Annotated in this window: 24 protein-coding genes; 8 read left to right on the top strand and 16 right to left on the bottom strand. The window is 41.2% G+C overall.

Annotation, left to right across the window (positions count from 1 at the left end; translation table 11 throughout):
* Both proB and ACROAE_RS17700 read left to right on the top strand, forming a co-directional pair.
* Positions 1-1,107 carry a glutamate 5-kinase gene (gene proB / locus ACROAE_RS17705; protein WP_432404391.1) on the top strand — a complete coding sequence of 369 codons (1,107 nt, stop codon included), beginning with the start codon at positions 1-3 and terminating at the stop codon, positions 1,105-1,107.
* The gene (locus ACROAE_RS17700) at positions 1,104-2,351 is read left to right on the top strand and encodes a glutamate-5-semialdehyde dehydrogenase (RefSeq protein ID WP_432404388.1); all 1,248 of its coding nucleotides are present in this window, start codon (positions 1,104-1,106) and stop codon (positions 2,349-2,351) included. The genes proB and ACROAE_RS17700 overlap by 4 nt, the downstream gene beginning before the upstream one ends.
* Positions 2,352-2,443: 92 nt before the next feature.
* On the opposite strand, the gene ACROAE_RS17695 is transcribed toward ACROAE_RS17700, so the two are convergent.
* A complete protein-coding gene (locus ACROAE_RS17695) occupies positions 2,444-2,974 on the bottom strand; it encodes an NUDIX hydrolase (RefSeq protein WP_432404383.1) in 531 nt (176 codons plus the stop codon).
* Between the two features lie 98 nt (positions 2,975-3,072).
* On the opposite strand from ACROAE_RS17695, the gene ACROAE_RS17690 reads away from it, so the two are divergent.
* Complete coding sequence (locus ACROAE_RS17690; RefSeq protein WP_432404380.1) at positions 3,073-3,273, top strand: hypothetical protein; 201 nt, start codon at positions 3,073-3,075, stop codon at positions 3,271-3,273.
* A 32-nt stretch (positions 3,274-3,305) separates the two neighbouring features.
* Here the strand turns inward: ACROAE_RS17690 and ACROAE_RS17685 are convergent, their stop codons facing one another.
* From ACROAE_RS17685 to ACROAE_RS17660, 6 genes are all read right to left on the bottom strand, one after another.
* Positions 3,306-4,520 carry a dicarboxylate/amino acid:cation symporter gene (locus ACROAE_RS17685; protein ID WP_432404376.1) on the bottom strand — a complete coding sequence of 405 codons (1,215 nt, stop codon included), beginning with the start codon at positions 4,518-4,520 and terminating at the stop codon, positions 3,306-3,308.
* Positions 4,521-5,492: 972 nt separating this feature from the next.
* Positions 5,493-6,386 (bottom strand): cold adaptation protein AtcC, encoded by an 894-nt coding sequence (gene atcC, locus ACROAE_RS17680; protein ID WP_432404373.1) that lies wholly within the window; start codon positions 6,384-6,386, stop codon positions 5,493-5,495.
* An 11-nt stretch (positions 6,387-6,397) separates the two neighbouring features.
* Positions 6,398-7,153, bottom strand: coding sequence for a cold adaptation protein AtcB (atcB, locus tag ACROAE_RS17675; protein ID WP_432404368.1), 756 nt, complete (start codon positions 7,151-7,153; stop codon positions 6,398-6,400).
* Entirely contained in the window at positions 7,150-7,671 is a 522-nt protein-coding gene (atcA, locus tag ACROAE_RS17670) for a cold adaptation protein AtcA (RefSeq protein ID WP_432404364.1), read from the bottom strand. Before atcA ends, atcB begins: the two co-directional genes overlap by 4 nt.
* A 7-nt stretch (positions 7,672-7,678) precedes the next feature.
* The gene (atcJ, locus tag ACROAE_RS17665; protein ID WP_432404362.1) at positions 7,679-7,963 is read right to left on the bottom strand and encodes a cold adaptation protein ActJcold adaptation protein ActJ; all 285 of its coding nucleotides are present in this window, start codon (positions 7,961-7,963) and stop codon (positions 7,679-7,681) included.
* A gap of 692 nt (positions 7,964-8,655) precedes the next feature.
* Complete coding sequence (locus ACROAE_RS17660) at positions 8,656-9,198, bottom strand: carboxymuconolactone decarboxylase family protein (protein WP_432404359.1); 543 nt, start codon at positions 9,196-9,198, stop codon at positions 8,656-8,658.
* 475 nt (positions 9,199-9,673) lie between these two features.
* On the opposite strand from ACROAE_RS17660, the gene ACROAE_RS17655 reads away from it, so the two are divergent.
* Positions 9,674-10,756: a PepSY domain-containing protein gene (locus ACROAE_RS17655; RefSeq protein WP_432404354.1), complete on the top strand. Its 1,083-nt coding sequence runs from the start codon at positions 9,674-9,676 to the stop codon at positions 10,754-10,756.
* Positions 10,757-10,840: 84 nt separating this feature from the next.
* Here ACROAE_RS17655 and ACROAE_RS17650 read toward each other — a convergent pair whose 3' ends face one another.
* On the bottom strand, positions 10,841-12,010 hold the full coding sequence (locus ACROAE_RS17650) for a lipid-transfer protein (protein ID WP_432404351.1): 1,170 nt from the start codon (positions 12,008-12,010) through the stop codon (positions 10,841-10,843).
* Positions 12,011-12,379: 369 nt separating this feature from the next.
* On the opposite strand from ACROAE_RS17650, the gene ACROAE_RS17645 reads away from it, so the two are divergent.
* Positions 12,380-13,582 carry an ammonium transporter gene (locus tag ACROAE_RS17645; protein ID WP_432404467.1) on the top strand — a complete coding sequence of 401 codons (1,203 nt, stop codon included), beginning with the start codon at positions 12,380-12,382 and terminating at the stop codon, positions 13,580-13,582.
* A gap of 116 nt (positions 13,583-13,698) precedes the next feature.
* Here ACROAE_RS17645 and ACROAE_RS17640 read toward each other — a convergent pair whose 3' ends face one another.
* A complete protein-coding gene (locus ACROAE_RS17640) occupies positions 13,699-13,947 on the bottom strand; it encodes a hypothetical protein (protein ID WP_432404348.1) in 249 nt (82 codons plus the stop codon).
* 129 nt (positions 13,948-14,076) lie between these two features.
* Positions 14,077-15,480 (bottom strand): hypothetical protein, encoded by a 1,404-nt coding sequence (locus ACROAE_RS17635; protein WP_432404345.1) that lies wholly within the window; start codon positions 15,478-15,480, stop codon positions 14,077-14,079.
* Between the two features lie 362 nt (positions 15,481-15,842).
* Here ACROAE_RS17635 and ACROAE_RS17630 point away from each other — a divergent pair, with 362 nt between their 5' ends.
* A complete protein-coding gene (locus tag ACROAE_RS17630) occupies positions 15,843-17,327 on the top strand; it encodes a CotH kinase family protein (protein WP_432404342.1) in 1,485 nt (494 codons plus the stop codon).
* A 101-nt stretch (positions 17,328-17,428) separates the two neighbouring features.
* Here the strand turns inward: ACROAE_RS17630 and ACROAE_RS17625 are convergent, their stop codons facing one another.
* From ACROAE_RS17625 to ACROAE_RS17605, 5 genes are all read right to left on the bottom strand, one after another.
* Positions 17,429-19,615, bottom strand: coding sequence for an OsmC domain/YcaO domain-containing protein (locus ACROAE_RS17625; protein ID WP_432404339.1), 2,187 nt, complete (start codon positions 19,613-19,615; stop codon positions 17,429-17,431).
* 329 nt (positions 19,616-19,944) lie between these two features.
* The gene (locus ACROAE_RS17620) at positions 19,945-20,961 is read right to left on the bottom strand and encodes a hypothetical protein (protein ID WP_432404334.1); all 1,017 of its coding nucleotides are present in this window, start codon (positions 20,959-20,961) and stop codon (positions 19,945-19,947) included.
* Positions 20,962-21,462: 501 nt separating this feature from the next.
* Entirely contained in the window at positions 21,463-21,696 is a 234-nt protein-coding gene (locus tag ACROAE_RS17615) for a hypothetical protein (RefSeq protein WP_432404331.1), read from the bottom strand.
* Between the two features lie 236 nt (positions 21,697-21,932).
* Entirely contained in the window at positions 21,933-22,142 is a 210-nt protein-coding gene (cspE, locus tag ACROAE_RS17610) for a transcription antiterminator/RNA stability regulator CspE (protein ID WP_160055822.1), read from the bottom strand.
* Positions 22,143-22,556: 414 nt separating this feature from the next.
* Positions 22,557-22,943: a ribosome recycling factor family protein gene (locus ACROAE_RS17605; RefSeq protein ID WP_432404464.1), complete on the bottom strand. Its 387-nt coding sequence runs from the start codon at positions 22,941-22,943 to the stop codon at positions 22,557-22,559.
* 270 nt (positions 22,944-23,213) lie between these two features.
* Between ACROAE_RS17605 and trmH the strand changes: the two genes are divergently transcribed.
* Entirely contained in the window at positions 23,214-23,915 is a 702-nt protein-coding gene (gene trmH / locus ACROAE_RS17600) for a tRNA (guanosine(18)-2'-O)-methyltransferase TrmH (RefSeq protein ID WP_432404328.1), read from the top strand.
* A 136-nt stretch (positions 23,916-24,051) separates the two neighbouring features.
* On the opposite strand, the gene ACROAE_RS17595 is transcribed toward trmH, so the two are convergent.
* Entirely contained in the window at positions 24,052-24,561 is a 510-nt protein-coding gene (locus ACROAE_RS17595) for a PaaI family thioesterase (protein WP_432404326.1), read from the bottom strand.
* Positions 24,562-24,709: 148 nt separating this feature from the next.
* Between ACROAE_RS17595 and nqrM the strand changes: the two genes are divergently transcribed.
* Complete coding sequence (gene nqrM / locus ACROAE_RS17590) at positions 24,710-24,907, top strand: (Na+)-NQR maturation NqrM (protein WP_188923367.1); 198 nt, start codon at positions 24,710-24,712, stop codon at positions 24,905-24,907.
* Positions 24,908-24,986: the final 79 nt, after the last annotated feature.

Below are 24,986 nucleotides of genomic sequence, written 5' to 3'. Positions count from 1 at the left end.
ATGTCAACTTCACATTGGAAACGCATTGTCGTTAAAGTAGGCAGTGCACTTATTGCGCCTCATCAACAAGGTTGTAGCAGTCATTATCTATTGGGTATTGCACAATTTATAGCTACATGTCGCGCTCAAGGATGCCAAGTTGTATTGGTATCTTCAGGTTCAGTTGCCGCTGGTAGACATCGATTCCCTGAGACGGCAGAACCAAGTATTTCGCTTAAAAAAGCCATGGCTGCAGCAGGTCAGGCCGATATGATGGCCACTTGGGATAAGTTATTTGATTTCCCTTCGGCGCAGTTATTACTTACCCATGGTGATTTACGTGATCGTGAGCGTTATATCAGCATTAAAAATACTATTTTTACCCTGTTAGACAATGGCTTACTTCCCATTATCAACGAGAACGATGCTGTTACCGCTGCCAAGTTGCGTGTGGGTGATAATGACAATTTATCAGCTATGGTTGCCGCAGCAGCGGATGCAGACGCGTTAATTATCTGCTCTGACGTGAAAGGGCTTTATACTAAAAACCCTAATTTACATGAAGATGCCACGCTAATTAAGCAAGTCAGTGAAATTAATGCTGAGATTTATGCTATGGCTGGCGGTGCTACGAGCAGCGTAGGTACTGGTGGCATGTTAACCAAGATTGAAGCCGCTGAGAAAGCGATTTCACACGGAATTGAAACCATGATTGTGGATGGTTTTGACGCTGACACCTTTAACCAGCTTTTAAAAGGTCAAAACCCGGGTACGTTATTCACCCCGTATGATGTACCAATGCAAGAGCATCTACATTGGATGACACATACCTCTCAAGTACAAGGTGAGCTCATTGTCGAAAATGACTTTAGTGCCAACCTTGAAGAACATGATACGCAACTCACCAGTGACGATGTAGTCGCCGTTAGAGGCAACTTTTCCGTCGGTGATACTGTACTAGTGCGCAAAGGCGATGGCACTAAATTGGCAAAAGCCAAATCAAATTACAGTAGTTGCTTACTTCACTTTATTTCTGATAAAGATGACCGCGAGTTTGCCAATAATGCGCAACAGAAAACCGGACCATTGATTTCAGACAAAAACATCGCCATTTTGGAGCAAATATGAGCTTGATTAAGACCTTATCTCAAAATGCCGCTATTGCAGCACAAACACTTGCCGTATTAGATGAACAAGTTAAAAATACTATTTTATTAGACATGGCACGTGCACTTCGGGCACACAGTGATGAAATCATTAAAGCTAATCTATTAGATTTAGCAAACGCTGAAAGTGCCGATATGGGCGCGGCAATGTTAGACCGTTTAACATTAAATAATGAACGTATTGAGTCTATGGCCGCTGGCATTGAAACAGTGGCATCGCTACCTGATCCTGTGGGCATTCAACGTGACTTAGGCGACAGACCTAATGGCTTAAGCATTCGTAAAATGCGTGTTCCTTTAGGTGTGGTATGCATGATTTATGAAGCTCGCCCAAATGTGACCGCCGATGCTGGCGCACTGTGCTTCAAGTCAGGCAATGCCGTCATCCTGCGTGGCGGCAAAGAAGCGTTACATTCGAGCAAAATGATAGCCTCTATTTTACAAAAAGTGCTCGAAGTGTATCAGCTACCGCCAGCGTTAATCACAGTGATCCCAGATCCTGATCGTGCACTGATGCTCGAACTAATGCAGCAACGTGAATATATCGACGTCATTATTCCACGTGGTGGTGAAGGTCTTATTAACTTTGTCACCGACAACAGCAAAGTGCCCGTTATTCAGCACTTTAAAGGCGTATGTCATCTGTACATTGATAAAGAAGCTGATCTTGATATCGCATTATCATTACTACTTAACGGTAAAACCCAACGTACCGGTGTGTGTAATGCCCTAGAGGGACTGATTGTCCATAAAGATATTGCAGCCGAATTTTTACCAAAAGTCGCCATCGCACTGGCTGAACATAAAGTAACGATTAATGCATGTCAGCAAGCAAAATCATACTTTACGGCTTGCAATGTGATGGGTGATGACGATTTCGGTCAGGAATATTTAGACCTCGAAATTGCCATTAAGCAAGTGGATGATTTTGACGGCGCCATTAACCATATCCGTCGTTTTGGTAGCCACCATACTGAAGTGATTTGTACTCAAAATGACGTAACTGCAGCGCGGTTCCAACGCACCGTTGATGCCTCTGTAGTGATGGTGAATGCATCATCGCGCTTCTCTGATGGCAGTGAGCTGGGTCTTGGCGCCGAAATTGGTATTGCCACCAGCAAACTACATGCATACGGCCCTATGGGGCTTGAGTCACTCACGACAGAAAAGTATCTAGTGAGTGGTGTTGGTCAAGTGCGCGCGTAATCTTATTTAACGTCAGTGAGTTAACACGAGCTGATTGTTATAAGCTGATTAATACAAGTTGATTAATACAAACTGATGAAAGATTCATAACGTTATAACAGTTCTTGTTTAATCAGTTTTAATAAAAAGGTCTCTCGTTCTATCGAGAGGCCTTTTTTGTTGCTGTTTGCCATGGTGTCGAGGTTATGTTGAACCGCAGCATCAATATCCATCCACACTGGCACCATGCCATTATTGATTTCATGAGCCTCAAACTGGGTTTCCCCAAGCTCGTCAGCAATATTGCACACATAACAGTAAGACAGCATGTTCACTGACTCAAAGCCATCTCTGCGCCACGGACGATATTCTTGATACAAACCAAACGGAATAACATCACCAATCACCTGAGCGCCGGTTTCTTCAAGTAGCTCGCGAATTAAACCCTGCTCAATATGCTCACCGTCATCAACACCACCACCAGGTAATGAATAATCGTGATAGCGCTTGGTGTATAACATTAATATTTGATTACCGCGCAACACAATCGCTCGTGCGGCCAAACGCGTTAGCATGGTCGATGGGTTATGATTGATAAAATCGAGAGGCGTTTCAGGATGATAGCTAGTGGTTAAATGGCGCATAGTATTTGGATTAGGACTTGGAGGTTAAATCAAAAAACGCATCATACGTTGCTAGGCACTGCGATTCAATAATCAGGGGCTTTCAATCAGCTGACTGAATGACAACATTGGATCATTGTGGCCTGCACTGGCAACCTAATCATGGTGACAAAAAACACAATCTTAAACACTTATTCCGCTTTTTGAGAATAGCAGCACGTCCATTGAACCCAATGGACCAGACTATTGATATTTTTAGCCAAGCACCCAAAAAATGGATTGTTGCTCAAGCGCTATTGGATGCTCCATTGCAAGCATGAGGAATGATGAGTATTCCAAGATATGTTATCAATTATTCAGTGGTATTTGTTTGATAATGCTTGCCGTTAATCCGCTCAATAATCTGTGTTGCGGTTAAGTCATGCACCACATTTATCACGGTTGATGCCGCATCGGTAATCGCCCCTATCACCACTAAAATCGGGATAACCTCCATTGGTAAGCCTAAGGTGGTGACAATAAAAATCTCACCTAAAAACGCCCCACCCGGTACGCCACCAATAACAAATGCAGACAACACCGAAATCAAAATGGTCAGCATAAATACGTCGGTGGTGAAATCGAGTCCTAATAACGAATAAATAAACACAATCTTTAACGCGGTAATGGCAGCGGCACCGCCTTTGTTTAAATTAACCAACAACGGCAAGCTAATCTCTGCAATTTGCTCATTTAGACCCATTTTAGCGGCGCTGCGAATGGTCACCGGTAATGTGGCTAAAGATGAACTGGTGCCCAAAGCGGTGACGGCTGGCTCAAGCATGTGTTGCCAAAATTGCTTAACCCCTTTTACCCCACCACCAATCCAGGCATAGATGGTTGAACCCACGGTTAAATACAGCGCCATAGCAACAAAAAACAATCCAACCGCACGGGCAAAGGTGCCCATTAACTCAGTATCTTGGCTGGCCATGGTTGCGGCAAAATAAGCCCCTAAACCAATAGGTGCAACATACATTAATAGTGAAATCACTTTCATAATAACGGTATTTAAACTGTCTAACATGCGGCTGACTTTTTGGCCGTCTTCACCAGACTGGCCAATGGCAACTCCAGCAATCACCGACATAATAATCAAGGCTAAAATATTCGACTTAGACAGCAGCCCAACAAAATCATTGGTGGTTAATAAGCTGACAAAATCCATACTGCCAGAGGCTGCCTCTACGGTATTAGCTAAGTCTAATGTCACCCCTTGCGCGGGATCATATGCTAACGCCAACAACACCACGCCCACAGACGGAATAATCGCCATGACAATCGACACCGCCATAATAGACACTAATATCGCGCCTAATTTCTTTAAATCGGTCATGTGAGCAATAGATGACATCACGCTCACCGCGACCAATGGCACGATGATCATAAATAATAGATTGAGGAAAATTTGCCCAATAGGTTTAAGCTTAATAGCCCACTCAGGAAATAACCCGCCAAATAATCCGCCCAGCAGTAAGGCACTCAGTAAAATAATGGACGAACGATAAGCACGTAAACTACTCAGCATATTGGATCCTAGGAGCAATAAAATAAAAAGGGTGGAATAGGCAGTAGACTCGGCCCAAAGAACGATTAACGTGTTAACAACTAACGGAAAACAGATGTAAATTGAACCCCATCAATTAGCTAGCCAATATCATTACCAACAATTGCTGTCGACCATCACTCTTTCAATGACGTAAAAACGACTTAACTTAATGGTAAAATATGACACAAAACCAATACCATACACAACTACAAACCAAATTAGTTATTTTGAAATGCTTGGACCTCAATATAGTTTTTTATTGGTTAAAATTCGTTCTCAATAAAAACGTACTCATGGCGGTGAGTGCATTGCAGCCAAGCAATCTAAGCACTAGTTGCTTAACAAAGTAATAGCTCAACAAAGAATAAAACGTTTTTTAGCCGAACCCTTCGGCTGCGTTATCGACTTTTTATGCAGTATATCTACACCCAAAAGTCTCTTCCTTGTACACATGATCAAAGCGAATTCTCATACAACACTTTTTTAGAATATAGCCGATTTTAACTATCTTTATCAGCAATGCCTTATATTACAGGGATTATGACTGCCAATGAACCACCACAAAAGCTAAACATTATCAAAAATGAGTTGGTAATCAATCATCGAGACAATGCTTCAGTAAACATTAAAACCTTTTACACCACACTATCCACACCTCTGTATCGACCTGATAGCAGAAAATACAACCCACATATGTTTTATATATGAATAAGTTAACCATTAAGTCAGTGTTGAATAGGGAAACAGGCGTGTTTACAACGAGTGTAATTTGAAAGAAAAGAGTTGCAACAAAAACCTCGAAGTAAGCTATTTAACACAGTGGCGATAAATGATGTACAACATAACGGTAATGAGAGGTTTTATCATGATGGGTAATTTGGAAGTGAATAATCGTAGGAATAACCAGTGGATGTAGGAAGCTTGCTCACTCACAAGCTTCCTAAAACCCAACTATAAGTCGATATAAATTGGCCAACCAAGTAGACCAATTAAGCCTTCTTTGTATTCCAGGCGCTCCAATCGTTCAGGAGAGGCATTTTGAATGGCCAACTCTTGATAACTACGAGAGAAATGCAGCGTGCGTAATAAAGCAGCATTAAAATGCTTACCTAAATCTAAACGAATGGCATCAGCAAGCTCGTTAGGTAATTCAGCTAAGGCAGCCTTAGTTTGTTGCTCGATAAATTCGAGGTCAAACCATTCATCTTTAAGTTCTACGCTAACCATACGTCGTTTAAGATCTTGACGGACTTTTTTACCGTCAAAAAATATCCGATACAACACAGCTTCTGCCAGAGTACTTTCTAGATTAATATAATCCATTGGATCAAAAGTGCCGGTAATGTAGAACTGAGCCAATAAGGCATTAATAGATTGCTGGCGATTATGCTCAGCTAATGCTTCTTGGTAGTACGCCCAGCCTTGCCATTCGTCACAATCTGGTGGACTCGAGACTTGATCAAGCAACACTTTATCCACATCACCGTAAACCGATTTACCATGAAGCCTGTGTTGACTCACTTGAGTTAACATTCCCCAGCCCTTCTGGAACGACTTAACTACGCCGTCATCAGTCAATAGCAACCGAATAGCATTAGCCTGACTTTGGTCGGATAATGCCATTAAACCAATGCTAACAATGCCAATGACATCTTGTGCGGCTTCTTCAAGCAAATGCATTTTATACTTGTTATAAAATTTATCAGCGAACTTAAGGCTCATCAAAATGGCTTTCGCTTTGATCTGTCCCAATTGATCATTACTGAGCAATTCTTCGGTTCGGCCATAAGCCAGCACCCGACTCAGATAGGGCCCCTGATTTTCGTCACGTAATACCAATTGCATTTGCAGAACCCTTAATCAAGAAAGCTAAACATGTCATCAACTTCAGCATACTCGTCGGTGACCTGGTTCTTTTCTTTCGCCTGTATCACTAACTCGCTGGCAAACTGGCTGATAATTAACTGCCAGTCAGAGCCGGTGTTACGCAGCATGTTCTTAATCGCCTTTTCAACATTAGGCGCGCGATCGCGGATCAATGCTAATAAACTACGAGGGTCATCAATGCTAAGACTGTGAGCCTCTTCATCGGCTTGCCAATCTGAGTAACCCACGGTTTCTTCATCAGCTTCATCATCAAAAGTGTCGTTTATCTCTTCGTCATCACTGCTGGTACCGCCTAAAATAAGCTCGATAAACGGAATCGATAGATAAAACAGCGCGGCTGGATCTTCGGCCAAACACTCTAAAATTGCAGTTTGCTTCTCTTCACTGTCTTGGATTCGAATAAGATAAGTCATAAAATCAAAGGTATGATGCATTAACTCTTCGGCATTACTTTTGATTTTCTCTTCCCAATAAAGCGGCTGCTGACAAACAATGTCGCGGATCTGTTCTGGCGACATTAACTCAGACATAATCGATGGACACGAAATATCATGTTGACTATTAATTTGTGTCAGCGTGACGATATCCATTTTCTCGATAACTTCAACTAACTGATCATCTGACATTGATGTCGCAATCAATTCAAATCGCTTGCTGGCCTGTTTAGGCTCAACATTTGCCAGCTCTTGTATTTCAGCGGCTGTTATTTCAATGAGACTGTTCATTCGATATCCTCATCATATTGGTCATAATAACCTTCTTCATCGCTATCATAGTCCGTGTCATCTTCATCGTTTTCATCACGTTCATGAAGACCATAAGAATCATCTTCGTCAGGCTTGGGTGCTGTATCTCCCTGAGTCTCTAACAAATACACCACGGCACAACTTTCGATAAGCAAATCTTCGTTATATTTACGTACCGCAAGCGCCAGAGGAAGATCGGCGTTATTAAACGCAATCGTCGTTTTAAATTCATCCCAGCCAGGGTGAATATTCAAGCTAATCCAATGCGCCCATTGGCGCTTTGACTCAGGTGAGAACTTAACTCTTTCATACAGCGCGACAGGTAAATATTCAGGGACTGAATCTAGCATCCCTGGGTCGGCCAACAATATCTCTCTGATTTGGCTGGTAAACTTTGCCAGTGCATTGGGCGTATCAGGGTCGTTGTAAGATTCTATATTGTCATTGGCATTATTTTTTAGCTCATTAATGCGTGAGATATTAAGATGTTTAGCCATGAGATACTCAGGAATAATATTCGTCCCACAATCCGCGCATAGCGGCTGCAGGATCGGTAACAATTACGTTGTTAAAATCATTGATAAAAGCACTTCTCTGCTTTTTATCTGACAACACTTCGTAAGCTTTTTTGACTCGTTGGAGCTGAACTGATGCTTGTTGTTTCTCATCGTCAGATGCCCCAAGTAATTTGTCTGGGTGATACTTATTCGATAAACGTTTATAGGCTTTTTTTATGTCATCTTCTTTGGCATTGGCTCTGACGCCCAGTACGCTAAAGTGGTTAATCATAGGTATTCCTGCAGGCGATGTGGCATTGATTGCGAGATAAAAAAGTCTGTAAATAGGTAATTTTGTAACCCGTTATTATATCAACATTCACAGGCATGCAGCAAATATAAACCCAAGTTATGTTGCAATCATTTAAGACACCTATTTTAGGACAGCAAGCCCCAAAAAAAAGCAGCGTTATCATTAACCACTGTGATTTTTGCTGCCGTTAAGATGCCACTCGCTAAGTTGAATGATGCGATATTAACAACATCCACGCTTATTGGAGTTTGCTAGCATGACGTTTAACCCGTAAAACACACGCAAAAATCATCCTATTTCAATCAGGCTTACAAATTCGCGCATCGCTGCTGAGACACTGTATTTACCGGTAATAAACACGGTATTACCCGACTCAATACCTTGCAGTGGTCGGTAATGCAGATTGAATAACTGCTGAGCCGATTTTGCAATACCGCTGCTGACAATCGCATTATCAATGTATTACCTAAGCCGCATATTTTGGCTTCACAACGCCAATGATAAAGCCCAGCGCCGTTAGCGCTGGGCTTTATCAATTAATTCACACAAAAAAATACCAATGCCATTTGCGATATCGCTGGCATTGGTACTAAATTGGTACTAAAGAGTCATGCCTTAATCTATTAGCAATCAAGGCTGATTTGTCGGTAACAGATTGTCGATAACAGATATTACCAAGCAAACTTTTTGAATACGTCATCAACCGGTGTTTTTGCAACATGGTTGGTGTAGTTACTGATCACTTTTTGTGACAAGCCTAAAATAATTTCTAGCACTTGCTGTTGGCCATAACCTGCTGCATAAAAAGCTTCAAGTTCAGCTGTCGAAATATTACCGCGGTTACGAACAATGCTTAATGTTGCATCGTGTAGCGCTTGTAATTTAGCCGTTGGCATAGCGGTTTTATTACGAAGCGCTTCTGTAATTGCAGGATCAACTTTCATTGAATGGGCAATTGCAGTATGCGCTGGCACACAATAAGTACATTCGTTTTCAACATTAATGGTTTGCCATACTACTGTTAACTCTTCAGCATCAAATGATGTGTCTGAAAATAATTGATGTAACTGTTGGTATGCTTTGAGTGTGCTTGGCGACTCGGCTAACACACCATATAAATTGGCAATCATACCCATTTGCTTTTTAGCACCCTCTAAAATGGCTTTACTTTCTTGTGGTGCGCTTTCGACGGTATGGATAGTAAATGAAGTCATAATATTACCTCGGATAGATTAATAAATTTGGGCATTCTTTTTTAAACTAAGTTTTTCGAATCAGGTTTTCGAATTGAAATAACTATAGACCATACTGAACGATCGCTCAAGCTTGTTTTGAACGATTACTCAAATAATTTAACCGGCATGCCCGCCAGGAGTTTTTTACCCATAATAATCAATAGATTAAAAATTTAATCGATGTGTTTTTTAGTTTTGCTTATTGTCCGTATGCCTCAACAAGCAGCCTACCCATATAAAACGTCAACGGCCATGCTGTCATTGATACTCAGTTTCAGTTCAAGATTTCAGTTAAAAAATATTTTTTACGGCTATTTAGCCAGCGATCTTTACACTTATTTAATTGAACAATTTATTGAGATTAATTATCATTACCATCAATTTCTCTTCATCATTATCACAATCTAAAAGCACAATAAAATCAGCTTTTTGTAATGTAATTTGAGCACATAATATGAACATAGTTTCAGCATTAAAATGGTTTCATAACTGGGTAGGTTTCACGGTTAGTATTACGATGCTAATTGTACTAACGACAGGGGTTTATTTAGGCAGCGTTGATTTATTAAAACGCACAGATAATTTAGGCCAAACATTTGCACCAATGACACTGGAGCAAAAAGCCAATACGGTCACTGCCGTTTTTGAACTCTATCCAGAAATGAGTTCGGTGCGCTTCCCCACTGAACACACGCCTTATGTTCAAGCAAGTGCACGCGGTAAGGCCATTGCCTTAGATAATGAACTAAACGAACTGGCAAGCCGCTCTTCATTCGATTTACCTTTTTATGAAACCGCCTTCTGGTTACATCGTAATTTTTTAATCGAAAACGGCGGCAAGTACATCAATGCCTGGGCTTCTTTGGCTGGCGGCATTGTGACTTTAATCGGAATGTATTTATGGTGGCGAGTACGTAATGGTTTTCGTTTAAAACAAACGTTACCTAAAAATACCCGTTCAAGCAGTTTGCTTAAAAGCCATATTCAGTTAGGGCTGTTTATCTCAATACCATTATTTATATTGTGTGTGAGTGGGTTTTTAATTACCTACAATAGCTTATGGACTGGGGCGTTAAATCAAAAACCTGTTGCTCAGTCGTTTCCGATAAGCCAGGGCAATAATTGGTTAAGCCAACTCACCAGTGCTCAACAAGTGTGGCCAAATGCGGAGTTAGTTTCGGTAAGCAAACCACGCTCAAAACCGAGTAAGAAACCGCAGTCTGATAGCCATAAACCAGTAGCACAGATATTTTCGATTCAATTCGATGAGCATCCGGGCGTATGGTTACGAGAAGCCGATCGGATCAGCATTAACCATACTACAGGCGTTATCGAATCTGCATTAACCCACAGCGACAGACCGATATCGGGCAGAATAGCCAGCTTTGTTCGCCCACTCCACGATGGATTGAATATGCCAGCCAGTTATGTGGCATTGATTACATTGGTGTCATTGATTGGCACGGGCATATTATCGTTCAGTCTCGTCACATTTTGTCGCCGCACATTTGGTCGCAAAACGAAAAAAACCACTTAGCTGAATATTAGATATAACGTTAACCGCCAATACAGTGTGAAATATTTCTCACTGTATTGGCGGTTTTACGGCGCATGAACATAGCTAGACCCCGTATAAGGTCACCACGACTGCACCGCCTAAACCGACATTATGTTGCAGTGCTAGCCTCGCGTTCTCAACTTGTCGTTTACCTGCTTTCCCGCGCAAATGCCAGGTTAGTTCGGTACATTGCGCAAGCCCCGTTGCCCCGATGGGATGCCCTTTTGACATCAAACCACCCGATGGCCCAATCACATATCGTCCGCCATAAGTATTGTCTCCATCGGCAATAAACGCTACCGCACCACCTTCAGGGCAAAGCCCTAGGGCTTCATAAGTGATCACTTCATTTGGGGTAAAGCAATCGTGCAGTTCAATCACATCGATATCTCTTGGGCCAATTCCGGCATCGCAATACACTTGTTCTGCCGCTTGTTGGCTCATGGCTTTACCTACAGCGTTAATAGGGTCTTGCCACGAGAGTTCGGTGTCAGTGGCCATCGCTTGCGCAATAATTTTTACTTTAGATACGATGCCATGCTGGCGGGCAAATTTTTCACTGCACACAATCGTCGCCGCGGCACCACAAGTCGGCGGACACGCCATTAAACGTGTGAGGTACTTGTCGTATATCACCTTATCGTCGAGCACTTGCTGGTAAGTTAATGGCGTTGAAAACATTGAGTAAGGATTATTAATGGCATGCCTGCGTGACTTCTCGGCCACCTTAGCAAAGATATCTGCGCCTATATGGTATTTATCCATGTAATGACGCCCTGCCGCACCAAAAGCACGTAACGCAATAGGACCTTGTGGTGCATTGAACTGTTGCAATACGGGATCGAGTCGTTCGAATGGACTTTCTCTGTCTTCCCAGTGTGAGCCTAATGCACCGGGCTGCATTTCTTCAAAACCAAACGCCAATGCACACTCTACCTGACCCGATAGCACCGCCTGACGAGCCAAAAACAGTGCAGTAGAACCACTCGAACAATTGTTATTCACATTAATAATTGGAATACCGCTTTGTATCACATCGTAAAAGGCATGTTGCGCGCAAGTGCTGTCACCATAGATATAAGCGCCATATGCCTGGCCAATTGCTTTAGCATTGATGCCAGCATCTGCTATTGCTAACTTAATGGCTTCAGCAGCCATCACACGATAGGGTTGCTGCTGTCCCGGCTTACAGAATGGGATCATTCCTACCCCAGCCACTCTTACTGTTGTCATAAAGTTCCTATTACACCGTTTAATTGCATCGGCCAACGATTTAAATATCGCTTAGATATACACAAGGTTATCCCAATAATAGCGGTTAATGTAAGGTTAATTAAATCGACACTGCGACGCACCAAAATAAAGCGGGAGCGCACCAGCATGATACATCATCAATACTTTTCACTGTTTCAAGGCGCTTTTTTAGCATAATCAAGTTTATTGATTGCACAAACACTGAGCATAACCTAAAACATTTCAGCAACATTTTCAGCAATTTGCACCATAAGAGACCGCCATATTGTAATTGAACTATAAAAACGGAATGGCTTTTGCTTTATAAACGCATGAATTTCCAAAGAGAATCGGTATATGGCAATTGAAATGAACAATATTAGTAATGCAATTGGGGTTATTGCACAAAGTGCAGACACGGTGTTTATCTTACTTGGTGCAATCATGGTATTAGCCATGCACGCTGGCTTTGCATTTTTAGAAGTCGGTACCGTCAGACACAAAAATCAGGTTAATGCCCTAGTTAAAATTCTAACGGACTTTGCTTTTTCAGCCATTGCCTACTTTGTCATTGGTTATCAAATCGCTTACGGCAGCCACTTTTTTGTCAGTGCTGAAACACTTGGAGCTGATAACGGCTATCAGTTAGTCAAATTCTTCTTCTTACTCACTTTTGCTGCCGCGATCCCAGCCATTGTTTCTGGCGGTATTGCCGAGCGCGGTAGCTTTAGGCCGTTCTTATTTGCCTCGGCTATGATAGTGGCTTTTGTATACCCGCTATTTGAAGGCATTATTTGGAATGGTAACTACGGCTTTCAAGCCTGGTTAGAAAGTCAATTTGGCGCGCAATTTCATGATTTTGCCGGCTCAGTGGTGGTACACGCTATGGGCGGTTGGCTTGCATTAGTGGCGATTTATTTACTTGGCGCTCGCCGTGGCCGTAAACCCGGTATTGCATTCGCCCCGTCTAACATTCCCTTTTTAGCACTTGGCTCATGGATACTCATTGTCGGTTGGTTTGGCTTTAACGTGATGTCAGCACAAACACTCGATGGCATTAGCGGTTTAGTAGCGGTGAATAGTTTAATGGCCATGGTCGGCGGCACGGTTATCGCGTTGATTGTGGGTAAAAATGACCCAGGATTTATTCATAACGGCCCCTTAGCAGGCTTAGTTGCCGTATGTGCGGGTTCTGATTTAATGCACCCTGTTGGCGCATTTGTTGTCGGCGGTGTGGCTGGCGGTTTATTTGTTTGGGTGTACACTAAATTACAGCGCAGCAGCAAGATAGACGATGTACTTGGTGTATGGCCACTTCACGGTTTATGTGGTGTGTGGGGCGGTATTGCAGCCGGTATTTTTGGCCAGCAAACATTAGGCGGCCTTGGTGGGGTGAGCTTTCTATCGCAATTAGTCGGCAGTATTGCTGGCGTGATGGTGGCGTTAATTGGCGGTTTCATTGTTTACGGTATCGTCAATAAAGTATCCAGCTTACGCTTAAGCCAGGAAGACGAATTTATTGGCGCCGACTTAGCCATCCATAAAATTGGCTCAACCAATTCAGATAAGTAATACACTTACCGTAAGCTAAATGATGAAATAACTGCACCATAACCATTAAAAAAGGCAGAATATCTATTCTGCCTTTTTTGTTTAAACGGTATTCGTCTTGATTTGACCTAGGGTGATCAGTGCTTAGACTTAACCCCATTCTTAACCATATCTTGACCCGTTTCAAAAATTTCAGGTGTCACCCAGCGGCTAAGTAAAAGCTTATGGTTATCACCAAATACCGCAACAAAATGACGACCATCAGCTTTACTGGTTGCCATACCTACACCAGCAACGCCTTCTAAACCTAAACCACCCTTTTCAACTAACACTAAAAAGCGCTCTAAATCAGCCAAATTATCAATCACAGCATTTTCAATATTCATTTCACTTCCTAACAACTTAATACCCAACTAACTTGGGGGGTACTTTAGCGCATTGACCCTCAATAATCTTCTCTTTATCCGCGGAGGTTTCACTCTTAACACCACTTTTCTCTTTCGTGATTATCTAAATTAAAATCGTAAAGTGAGATCAATTAGCTGCGCATCATCATCGTATGAATCAAAATTAATTGACAACATTACCACCCCTTTTGTCAGCATGATGTTATCAAAATTATCCTCTGCATTTGGGTATCGCGCTAACAATTCAGACTTAATAGTGGGCAAGTTGTAACTAGCAAGCACTGCATTAAATTCACTCACCGTTTGCTTGCCCAGCATGGACTCAGTAATTTTGATTGAGTTAACGACACCTTGGCGGTCAAATCCCAATAATACATTACTATTCACCAGCACTTTGGGGCCGCTGTCTGTCAATTGGATTTGATTGATAAGCTGTTGTGATTGTAGGGTATAAGCTTGCTTAGATGTTAATGTCAGCAATGTTGCGATATCAATATCGTCAAAATTACCCAATTTAACGTGATGCTCATCGGTTACTGTTAATGGCATAATGGCAAAACTGTTAAGCCGAGAAATAGCCGCATTATCTAGACTTTCATTATAGTCTTCAAAGGTTAATAACAAGCGGCTATTTTTACCTGCCACACTGTAAACATCACCTTGCTTTTTAAGCGCTAAATGCGCTTTCACACTAGAAAGCTCATCACCTTGATGTACCTGGTTCGCAATCACCCAATTATCGCTATCATAGTTTTCGCTTAAGGCAATTTGGTTTTGACCATGACCATTTAACAAGCCTAAATTCTGGGTAATCATTGCGACACGACTGTCTTTAATCACAAACCATAAACTGCGCCCGTAACCAAAAACGGTTGCACCATTGTCGAGTTGCAATTGAATACTGTGAGGGCCTAATGCAGGTAATAAATCATCAACCGAATCACCAATGTGTATGCCATAAGCACTGTCGGTTGTAATAAGCGCATCAGGTGCTTGATGTTTTTGCGCTTGCTTTAATACATTGCCCTCGTTTGGCATTGTCAACTTAACGGTGGTTTGGGTATACGAAACAGCTTTACCCTTACTGTTATAAGGTGTGGGGTCGCTGCTAAGCCGTGTATCGTCACACAAGTTAACGTATTGCACAGTGGTAATCACATGGATTTGTTGGGTGTTCGACTTAACTCGGCTACTGTCATCTTGCAAGTCAATACTTCGATCAATTCCGCCTACTGTTAATCTATCAACAATAACCGCATCAGCTCCTGCTGCTGCGGCTTTGCGCTGTATTTCCACCAAGGCTTGTTGAACATAAACATCACGATGGGATAGCACACCATCATTAGACGATTCCAGCAAGCCTGGGTCAATATCGTAGACTATTTTATCATTGGCAGTATCGATAGTTTTCGGTGTACAAAGTGGGTAAAAATCTAAAATTGGCGGTAGCTCATTGGCGTTAATAATAGGGCTTAACATTGCACAGCTGAGCAAAAAAAGTGAAGATTTCATTTATCGTCCTTGAGTGTCTAAGATTTTGTTTTTACATATTATTAACACTTAATCGTATTCACTACATTAATGTAAAATGCAATCACAGTAAACCCACAGCTTGCTAAGCGCTAAAACAGCGTAAACGATTAACGCTTATGGTCACTCTATTGCGATAAGTAAACACTGCCTCAATGGATACTGACTCGATTAATAAAGTGCACCCAATACATGAGTAATGACCCACACCTCACTTTTATTGACTTGCTGTAGATATCCACGCTATCTGCACAATTTTTACACTTTTGTTCTCTAACATACTGTTAACGAGATTATTTCAATTAATCGTATCACTCAGCATAAGCAAATGTTAGGAGAATCTGATGGTGACCAGTAATCATTTATACCCAATCAATAGGTTGTTTAACCGGCCGATTACGTTGTTATTTACACTCACACTCAGTAGCTTATTATTACTGACAGGTTGTGGTGAAAGCGACAGTACAACTGATGCCGTAGAAACAGTAACAAGTACCGACACCACCGAAACCGATACCACGACAACTGAAGTCACCGACGCAGATTTTGAAGCGACCGATTGGACTGACGAAACTCACAGTAAAAATATCGACCCTAACTTTGATGAAGTATTTAATGATACTGAAGTCAAACGATTCGATATCGTTGTCACCGAAGAGCGTTGGCAGAGCATGTTAGATGATATGACGGCTACCTATGGTGAGTTTGGAAGAACCACTTCAAATGGATTAACCGATACTGAAGAAGACGCAATATTTGTTCCCGCTGAGGTCTTTTATAATGGGATTGAATGGTATCGCGTTGGCATCCGCTTTAAAGGCAACTCGTCACTACAAACCAGCTGGCAGCAAGGCATTTTAAAGTTAGCCTTCAAACTCGATTTTGATGAGTACGAAGACGATTACCCGCAAATTAAAAACCAACGATTTTATGGCTTCAAAAAACTTAGTCTAAAAAACAACTATGACGACGAATCATTATTACGTGAAAAAGTCGCTGCTGATGTGTTTAAAGACGCCGGATTGGCGGTATCACACACCGGATTTTATACTTTATACGTTGACCATGGAGACGGCCCTGAATATTTTGGTTTATATACGCTTGTAGAAGAAATTGATGACACGGTAATCGACACACAATTTTCTAGCGACAAAGGTAACTTATATAAACCCGAAGATGATGGCGCAATGTTTGTTGAGGGTTCGTTTAACCAAACAGACTTTGAGAAAAAAACCAATGAAGACGACGAAGATTGGTCAGACATTGAAGCTCTATTTGCCGCCTTGCATGACGACACTCGCACCACAGATCCAGAAACATGGCGAGCGAATCTAGAAGCGGTATTTGATGTTGATGTATTTTTAAAATACTTAGCCGTTAATGGCATCATTCAAAACTGGGACACTTACGGCTTAATGCCACACAACTATTATTTATATAACGATCCTGACACATCAAAGCTCACCTGGATCCCTTGGGATAATAACGAAGCATTGCAAGACGGCAAGCAAGGTGGTGCATTAGCATTAGACTTCTCTGACCTCAACTCAAGCAGCTGGCCACTCATCTCTAAGCTATACGCAGATGATGTATATCGTGACCGTTATAACGAGTATCTACTTGAGGTGATTAGCGATGCATTTGAAACCAATAAGATGCAAGCAAGCTACAATGCTTACTCAGCACTTATTGAACCCTATGCGACTACTGAAGTATCGGGCTATAGCTTCCTAGAAAGCAGCAGTGATTTTTATCGCGCTGTTGATGCGTTGTTACAGCACGCTGAAGATAGAGCAGCTGCAGTAGATACTTATTTAGATAAACAATAATTACTGTAAGCAAGCTGACAGCAGAACCGCTGACAAAAACAAAAAGCGAACCCAGTTAGGTTCGCTTTTTTTATTATGCTAATCGTTTATCTGTCTAAACGTTACAAACCCGCTTTGATTTTACGCGCTTGATGCAGCTTTTTATAACTTTCAATTAAACGTAAATGTGGCTCAATACCTTCAAGCTTAATGCTGGTTTTCGTTAGGCCATAAAAACGTACCGTGCCATTGACCGAGCCCACCACGTTGTCTATTACTTCCTGACCAAACATACGGGTAAAGTTACCAATAAAGTGCTCAAGTGCTAAGTCTTCATCTAAAGTCACTTCAAGCACGGCATTGACTGCTTGATAAAACAAACGGCGCTGAACTGTATTGTCGTTAAACTGCAAAAACTCTTCAACTAACTCTAACGCATCTTCATGCTCACCGAGTGCAAGATAAATCAAAATCTTTAACTCGATAATGGTTAACTGGCCCCAAACGGTGTTTTCATCAAACACGATGCCAATCAATGTCGGGATATCGGTTTGATTATCTAATTGGCTTTCTTCTAAACGATTAACAAGCTTAGACAAGGCTTTAGTGCTTAATGAGTGCAGATTTAAAATGTCTTCGCGGTAGTTAAGTGATTTGTTGGTGTTATCCCAAATCAAATCATCAACCGGATACACTTCAGAGTAATCAGGCACTAAAATACGACATGCTGATGCACCTAAATCAGTAAACTCAGCAATGTACACTTCGCGGCCCATGTCTTCTAAAATGCCAAACAGCGCCTTAGCTTCTTGCTCGTTAGTGCCGCTAAAGTCCCATTCGCAAAATTCATAATCAAATTTGCTACTAAAGAAACGCCAGGAAATAACTCCAGTAGAATCAATAAAGTGCTCAACAAAGTTTTCTGGCTCGGTCACGGCCATGCTATTAAATGTAGGCTTTGGCACATCATTTAAGCCTTCAAAACTACGGCCCTGTAATAACTCAGTTAAGCTACGCTCTAATGCCACTTCAAAACTTGGGTGTGCGCCAAACGAGGCAAATACACCGCCAGTACGTGGGTTCATTAAGGTGACACACATCACTGGGAATTGACCGCCTAATGATGCGTCTTTCACTACAACAGGGAAGCCCTGCTCTTCTAGGCCTTTGATACCCGCTAAAATACTTGGGTACTTCTCTAATACCGCCATTGGCACGTCTGGCAGTACAATTTCTTGCTCAATAATTTGACGTTTTACTGCACGTTCAAAAATTTCAGACAAACACTGAACATGGGCTTCTTGCAAGTTATTACCTGCACTCATGCCATTGCTTAAGAACAAGTTTTCAATCAAGTTAGACGGGAAATACACCGTTTCACCGTCAGATTGGCGCGTGTAAGGAATAGCACAAATACCGCGAGCTTTATTGCCTGAGTTAGTATCAATTAAGTGCGAGCCACATAACTCTTCATCTGGGTTATAGATGTCTAGGCAATATTCATCTAATAATCCCGTAGGCAGCGCATCATCATCTTCAAGTGCAAACCATTTTTCATTTGGATAATGGACAAATTCGCTATTGGCAATCTCGTCACCAAAGAATTGATCATTATAGAAAAAGTTATTATTTAAACGCTCAATAAACTCGCCTAAAGCAGAACATAAGGCGCTCTCTTTGGTCGCACCTTTGCCATTGGTAAAGCACATCGGTGATGCGGCATCACGAATGTGTAAAGACCACACGTTAGGTACAATATTTCGCCATGATGAGATTTCAATCTTCATCCCAAGGTCAGCTAATAAGCCCGTCATGTTTTGAATGGTTTGTTCAAGCGGTAAGTCTTTACCTAAAATAAAGGTATTGCTATCACCATCGGGTTGGCCCATTAACATCGCATTGGCGTCTGAAGCGAGGTTTTCAACGGTTTCGATTTTAAACTCAGGGCCAGTTTGTACCACTTTTTTAACGGTACAACGATCAATAGAACGTAAAATACCTTCACGGTCTTTAGCCGAAATATCATCAGGTAATTCAACCTGAATTTGGAAGATTTGGTTATAGCGATCTTCAGGGTCAACAATGTTGTTTTGCGACAGCCTGATGTGCTCAGTTGAAATATCACGAGCCTTACAGTACACCTTGATAAAGTAAGCAGCACAAAGCGCTGACGATGCTAAGAAATAATCAAAAGGACTAGGGGCTGAGCCATCACCTTTGTAGCGGATCGGTTGGTCTGCCGTAACGGTAAAGTCGTCAAATTTGGCTTCGAGTCTCAAGTTATCGAGAAAGTTTACTTTGATTTCCATTGAATATTTCCACAGTCGTGCGCAGCCAAACGGCCAGCTTGTCTAATTACCGTGAATTATCGGTGTTTTTGCCTCATTAGTCTTGGGTTAATTGCCGAAAAGAATACAATTTAACTTATTAAGCCCCAAAAAGTGTCGAATGAGACAAATCAAAATTGATCAGATATCGATGTTAAACGGCATATATTAAACGGTTTCAGAAACGTAAGATGAACAACCAGCTATATTAACTGAGCAGCCTAAATACAAAAAAGCCTAGAAAGGTAGCTCTCTCTAGACGATTTATGAGTATGACAATATTTGCAGTTATGGTTTAAGAATCAACACAGTTAGCGAATCGTGACATTTCTGCCAAAATATTCTTCAGCTTCATACTTCTCAATCACTTTTTCGAGTGATTCACTGTTATTATCCATCACCAACTTATGTGAAATCGCACTCAGTGAAATCAAGATATCCTTACATTCAATCCGCGCTTTCATCACCGAGCCAGAAGCGGTTCTGAGCACTTGAGAGATCAATTCATGGTTCTTACCTATCAAGGCTAATATAAAGTGAACCATCACTTCAGAACACAAATCTTTGTCTTCAATTTTACTCGGTCTAACGACTTTTTCTAAGTAGTCTTCTTCTTTGCCAGCAGGAACAAATCGCTGAACCCAGTAAAAATAGTCTTCATCATAAATAATAGACTGAATCGGTTTCATGAATTTTTCATCTGCAGAAATTTTCTGAAACAGTTCTTTTTTAAGCTCATCAGTCACGTCAACCAGCTCGTCACCGTATTCATTATTAAGTAAGGTGACAACCGCTTGTAACTCTTTAAGCAGTGACACATTACCCGATGTCATTTGATTGTATGCATCACCCACTTCATCAATATTACGCTGGAACACACCAATGTACTTATCGCCCTCTTCAATCGCATCAAGTAACGGTATTAAGCTATAACGTCTCACCTGGATGAGCTCATAAAATTGACCTAGCTCTAAACGAATGGCTTGTAGGCGGTCGATGGCTTTCACTAAAAAGTTCTCGTCTCGTTTAAGTGCCGCATTTAAACGAGTAAAGTCTAATTGGTCATTAACTTTACGCACCCGGTTATCAATCATATTTTCAAAGGATTGCGTTTCATTAATCAACACGGAAAACTTATCTTCCATCTCAAACAGTACATCTTGCACTTTTTTAAGACTGGTCGATCTCACTTGTTGATTAATACCACGGGCTTTTTCAGCTTCCGCTTGCTTCTTTTCTCGTATAACCCAAGTAATCGCAGCGCCAACAATCGTCAGGCTGGTCGCCATGTCAAAGCCAAGCTGAACATTAGTAAACCATGGACTCATTTTTTTCCCTTAAATGTCATTTATTTATCGTGTCATTAACAGTAATAACGGATCCAATACTGAATGTCACCCGATTCAATATGAAAAGGCTGCATAAATCACACAAAAATGTTACAAAAAATGATTAAAACTACATAATGACTGTAAGTAATATTTTTTAAAAATCATTTAAATCAATACATTAAGAATTAATCCTGCATTAAAAACCTGTTGTATCAATTAAGTAATAATCACTGCTGCATTACCACTTTATTACTGCTATTTATCTAGAAATAGATTGGCGAACTTAAAAGCAGCTAATGAAAAAAAATGAAGGATTAGCAATACAATTCATTCCAAATTGGCATCAGAAATACATGTAGCACAGCAAATAGCGCAAATTAATGCACAATCATTAATAACAAAAAAGACAACAGAAAATGAGGATATGCGTAAAAGCAGAATCGTTAATTGAGTAAGGTGTACAACACCATTCTTGAAGTATTAAAGGCCGTACGTTTGCTATTTATGGCAGATTTCAGCTTCACGCATCACTAACAAAAATGTCAGATACATTTTGGTCGGTAGAGACAAAATCATGCCAAAAGCGACACACATTGCACTGATGATAATGCCGTTTACAGCCATCGCTTCAATCACATCACTAAAATTATGTAAATACACACCCAATAAAATGAGACAGATACCAGTAAAAATGCAGACTTTTAGGCATACCATTAACTTTTCATCCGTCATTGCTGGCGCCTATAAAATTAGCATTAAGTACGACTAATATAATGGCGTGTTTTAGACAAATTGGCGTTGATGTAGATCAATATAGAAGTGCGAGGAGAAAAACGAAATAGCCGCGGGGCGAGCAACTCGACAAAGAGTAAACCCATAAAGTTTGATGGTATTAATGTTGCTAAAAAACAGGCAAAAAAAAGCGCAAACAGTCGCTAGACTATTTGCGCTATCTTACAAAGTAAGAGTTACTCAGCTACTACGTTAGCAGCTTGAGGGCCTTTCTGGCCTTGCTCAACTTCGAAAGATACTTTTTGGCCTTCAGCTAAAGTTTTGAAACCTTCTGAAGTGATTGAACGGAAGTGAACGAACACGTCAGCGCCGCCGTTATCAGGAGTGATAAAACCAAAACCTTTATCTTCGTTGAACCATTTTACTAAACCAGTAGTTTTAGACATGTTATGTCCCTTATATATTTAAATTAATCAATCTGTCGCGAAAATGCGATGCGCTCAAGCTTGAATTATTGAATGGCACTATGAAGCTAAGGGAAACACAGAGGATAACAACGATAACGAAGAGATTCTAAGGCTTTCTTTTTACTTGGTGTTCATTAATAACTCTGAATGTCAGAGCGAGGTAGATACTACATGAGTTTTAAATATTGTAAAGCATTTCTTTTAACTTCCATGATAATAATATATCTCACACAATCCTGTAGGTCTTCGAATCGCGCTAAAACGGTCAACTCCCTACCCAGTGATTTAAACAATACCCAACACGATAATCGACAAAGCAATCTACACAACTATTTCACTGTAATCTAACCATATGTTCCAGCAGCGGCTGTACAAAAGTCTTGATTACAATCTCTACACTTCAGCATTAAAACGGGCTATGCGAGCTTCAGCAATACTGCATTGAGTCAGTTGCATTAACTCCCCTAATGTAATGCCAGGGGTTTCAGTGATTAATCGCGTTAGTTTAGTGTCAAGCGGTTCTAACTTGTCAGCATGTTCAAGAAGCGCCGTGGTAATTTTTTGAATAAGATAACGCCAACCATCATCATCTAGTGCACGTAAATCGATGGTAAAAGCTTGAATCTTGAGCGCCTCACCAATCAATGCCCAATTGCGAGATCGACGCACACGCTTGAGCTCGCAGTCATATTGCAGCGCAATTGCTTTGGCTTGCTTGGTTTTTTCACTACCAATACGATGAATTAACGAAGGTAATCGAATCGTGATGTCATCATTTATGCCAGTCAATACATCCGCCTCTAATGTCGAAATAATCTAAAATCAGTAAAATCATAATGTATTTAACAAAAAACATTAATAGGCAAGCTTGCCACAAGCAGTACTTCACATAAAACATATCATTACCGATTTAAGATTATTTATGCGTTATAATGCTGCTCAAATAATCTCGACCTTATAGAACCTCTTCAACATCAAACACATGACCAGCATGATATGCATCAGTGAAATTAATCGTTGAATAAATAGATGAATCAATAGAGTTACCTCATGAGCCCAGAACGTTTTGCCCGAATAAATCAAATGCTAGATAACCGCCAGGTAGACCTCACCATCTGCCTTGATAAAGTGCATATGACCAATAATATTGCCGCGGTTATTCGCTCAGCCGACTGTGTGGGTATCCACCAAATTCATGCGGTGTGGCCCGATATTGATATGCGGGTGTCAGGGAACACAGCCTCTGGTAGCCAGCAATGGGTGAGTACGGTTAAACATTACACCTTTGATGAAGCTCTCCAAGCGTTTAAAAAGCAAAACATGCAGGTATTAACCACTACGTTTTCTGACTCTGCCGTTGATTTTCGCGAGATTGATTACACGCAGCCCACAGTGATCGTCATGGGCAATGAACGTGATGGTGTGAGCGACGAAGCTATTGCAGCAGCAGATCAGCATATTATTATTCCAATGCGCGGCATGGTGCAGTCTCTCAACGTCTCTGTTGCATCGGCATTAGTGATGTATGAAGCTCAGCGTCAACGTGAAGTCGCCAATATGTACGGCACCCGTAAACTTGATGCTGCCTATTGCCAAACCATGTTATTTGAACAAGGTCATCCCATTTACGCCAAAGCCTGTCGGCGCAAACAAATTCCCTATCCAGCCATTGATGATCAAGGCCAAATTGTTGCTAACAAAGAATGGTGGGACAGAATGCGCGCACCCGATCCAGAAGCCTTAATAGTATAAACATTAAGGTAAACAACCGTAACTCATGTAGGTGGTTAATCACATTAGTCACCTCGTGTTTGTGAACAAACTCTGCAGTTATATCTTCAAGCTATTCTGCTTAGAGTATAAAAGATCAATCTAGCGTCAAGCAGTACTAACAAGCATTGCGCTTTTTACCAAAACCTTTTGCCATAAAGCGCGCGCTACTTTTCACCACGAGTTTGCCTGCAACATAAAGTTCGCCCTCAACTTTATATAATGGATAGCGGGATGAGATAATTTTACCTTTAATTAAAATCTCACTGTTTACAGGGACTTCATGCAAATAACGAATATTCATATCAGCCGTAACAGCTTCTATATTTTGCTGAAAAAGGGCCTGACACATGCCGCTATCAAGTAGTGCTGATAAAAATCCACCGTGCAAAATCCCTTGATACCCCTGTTGATGAATCGACCCTTTGGCGCGAGCCCATACTTGCTGATCTGCAGTGCTATAAAATTGCAAATGCAATCCTAATAAAGGCTGCGTACCACATAACATACAATGCTGATGACTCGATGGCTTAACGACTGCGCATAAATCATCTGCTGATGTTTCAGGAGAAACCAGGCTTAAGCTTTCAATTAATAACGCTTTTTCAGATTGATGCTGCTGACTCATAAAACCTCACAAAAAGAAAAACACAAAACCATTATTGGCATATGCTATTAATTATTTTAGAATACCACATCAATATCAATTTGAGTAACTTGATGCGTGCTAAAACGTGATGTTTAAGCCAATCATTGCAACAACAAAGGAAATCGGCATGCAATTTATAATAACTTTTACGGTGTTTTTAGTGTTTTTTGCAGTGATGGCATTAGGTGTTTTTTTAGGACGAAAACCCATTCAAGGCAGCTGTGCAGGGCTTGCGAATGTAGGAATAGAAAAGAGCTGTGATTGTGAAGTCACCTGCGAAGAACACAAACCCCTATACCAAATACAAGAGCCCACTCAAAAATAATCCTTAGGACCTGCTGTGCATTGATTACGCCTTAATTTAGGCGACCGTTTACAGCAGCCTAAAATTGTATCTTTGATTG

Origin of the sequence: Shewanella sp. MF05960, from assembly GCF_050849305.1 — a bacterium.
GTDB lineage: Bacteria > Pseudomonadota > Gammaproteobacteria > Enterobacterales > Shewanellaceae > Shewanella.
Note: the sequence above shows the minus strand (reverse complement) of the source record. Positions and strands in the feature narration are given on the sequence as shown.

What these genes read in the sequence shown, in the direction of transcription:
- ACROAE_RS17650 (WP_432404351.1), bottom strand. Translation starts at nt 12,010, where the DNA reads ATGACAACAGTAAGAGTGGCTGGGGTAGGAATGATCCCATTCTGTAAG.
- ACROAE_RS17635 (WP_432404345.1), bottom strand. Translation starts at nt 15,480, where the DNA reads ATGAAATCTTCACTTTTTTTGCTCAGCTGTGCAATGTTAAGCCCTATT.
- ACROAE_RS17655 (WP_432404354.1), top strand. Translation starts at nt 9,674, where the DNA reads ATGAACATAGTTTCAGCATTAAAATGGTTTCATAACTGGGTAGGTTTC.
- ACROAE_RS17625 (WP_432404339.1), bottom strand. Translation starts at nt 19,615, where the DNA reads ATGGAAATCAAAGTAAACTTTCTCGATAACTTGAGACTCGAAGCCAAA.
- ACROAE_RS17685 (WP_432404376.1), bottom strand. Translation starts at nt 4,520, where the DNA reads ATGCTGAGTAGTTTACGTGCTTATCGTTCGTCCATTATTTTACTGAGT.
- ACROAE_RS17700 (WP_432404388.1), top strand. Translation starts at nt 1,104, where the DNA reads ATGAGCTTGATTAAGACCTTATCTCAAAATGCCGCTATTGCAGCACAA.
- trmH (WP_432404328.1), top strand. Translation starts at nt 23,214, where the DNA reads ATGAGCCCAGAACGTTTTGCCCGAATAAATCAAATGCTAGATAACCGC.
- ACROAE_RS17595 (WP_432404326.1), bottom strand. Translation starts at nt 24,561, where the DNA reads ATGAGTCAGCAGCATCAATCTGAAAAAGCGTTATTAATTGAAAGCTTA.
- proB (WP_432404391.1), top strand. Translation starts at nt 1, where the DNA reads ATGTCAACTTCACATTGGAAACGCATTGTCGTTAAAGTAGGCAGTGCA.
- ACROAE_RS17660 (WP_432404359.1), bottom strand. Translation starts at nt 9,198, where the DNA reads ATGACTTCATTTACTATCCATACCGTCGAAAGCGCACCACAAGAAAGT.
- ACROAE_RS17695 (WP_432404383.1), bottom strand. Translation starts at nt 2,974, where the DNA reads ATGCGCCATTTAACCACTAGCTATCATCCTGAAACGCCTCTCGATTTT.
- atcJ (WP_432404362.1), bottom strand. Translation starts at nt 7,963, where the DNA reads ATGATTAACCACTTTAGCGTACTGGGCGTCAGAGCCAATGCCAAAGAA.
- ACROAE_RS17630 (WP_432404342.1), top strand. Translation starts at nt 15,843, where the DNA reads ATGGTGACCAGTAATCATTTATACCCAATCAATAGGTTGTTTAACCGG.
- ACROAE_RS17690 (WP_432404380.1), top strand. Translation starts at nt 3,073, where the DNA reads ATGACAACATTGGATCATTGTGGCCTGCACTGGCAACCTAATCATGGT.
- atcB (WP_432404368.1), bottom strand. Translation starts at nt 7,153, where the DNA reads ATGAACAGTCTCATTGAAATAACAGCCGCTGAAATACAAGAGCTGGCA.
- cspE (WP_160055822.1), bottom strand. Translation starts at nt 22,142, where the DNA reads ATGTCTAAAACTACTGGTTTAGTAAAATGGTTCAACGAAGATAAAGGT.
- ACROAE_RS17620 (WP_432404334.1), bottom strand. Translation starts at nt 20,961, where the DNA reads ATGAGTCCATGGTTTACTAATGTTCAGCTTGGCTTTGACATGGCGACC.
- ACROAE_RS17615 (WP_432404331.1), bottom strand. Translation starts at nt 21,696, where the DNA reads ATGACGGATGAAAAGTTAATGGTATGCCTAAAAGTCTGCATTTTTACT.
- ACROAE_RS17645 (WP_432404467.1), top strand. Translation starts at nt 12,380, where the DNA reads ATGAACAATATTAGTAATGCAATTGGGGTTATTGCACAAAGTGCAGAC.
- atcA (WP_432404364.1), bottom strand. Translation starts at nt 7,671, where the DNA reads ATGGCTAAACATCTTAATATCTCACGCATTAATGAGCTAAAAAATAAT.
- nqrM (WP_188923367.1), top strand. Translation starts at nt 24,710, where the DNA reads ATGCAATTTATAATAACTTTTACGGTGTTTTTAGTGTTTTTTGCAGTG.
- atcC (WP_432404373.1), bottom strand. Translation starts at nt 6,386, where the DNA reads ATGCAATTGGTATTACGTGACGAAAATCAGGGGCCCTATCTGAGTCGG.
- ACROAE_RS17640 (WP_432404348.1), bottom strand. Translation starts at nt 13,947, where the DNA reads ATGAATATTGAAAATGCTGTGATTGATAATTTGGCTGATTTAGAGCGC.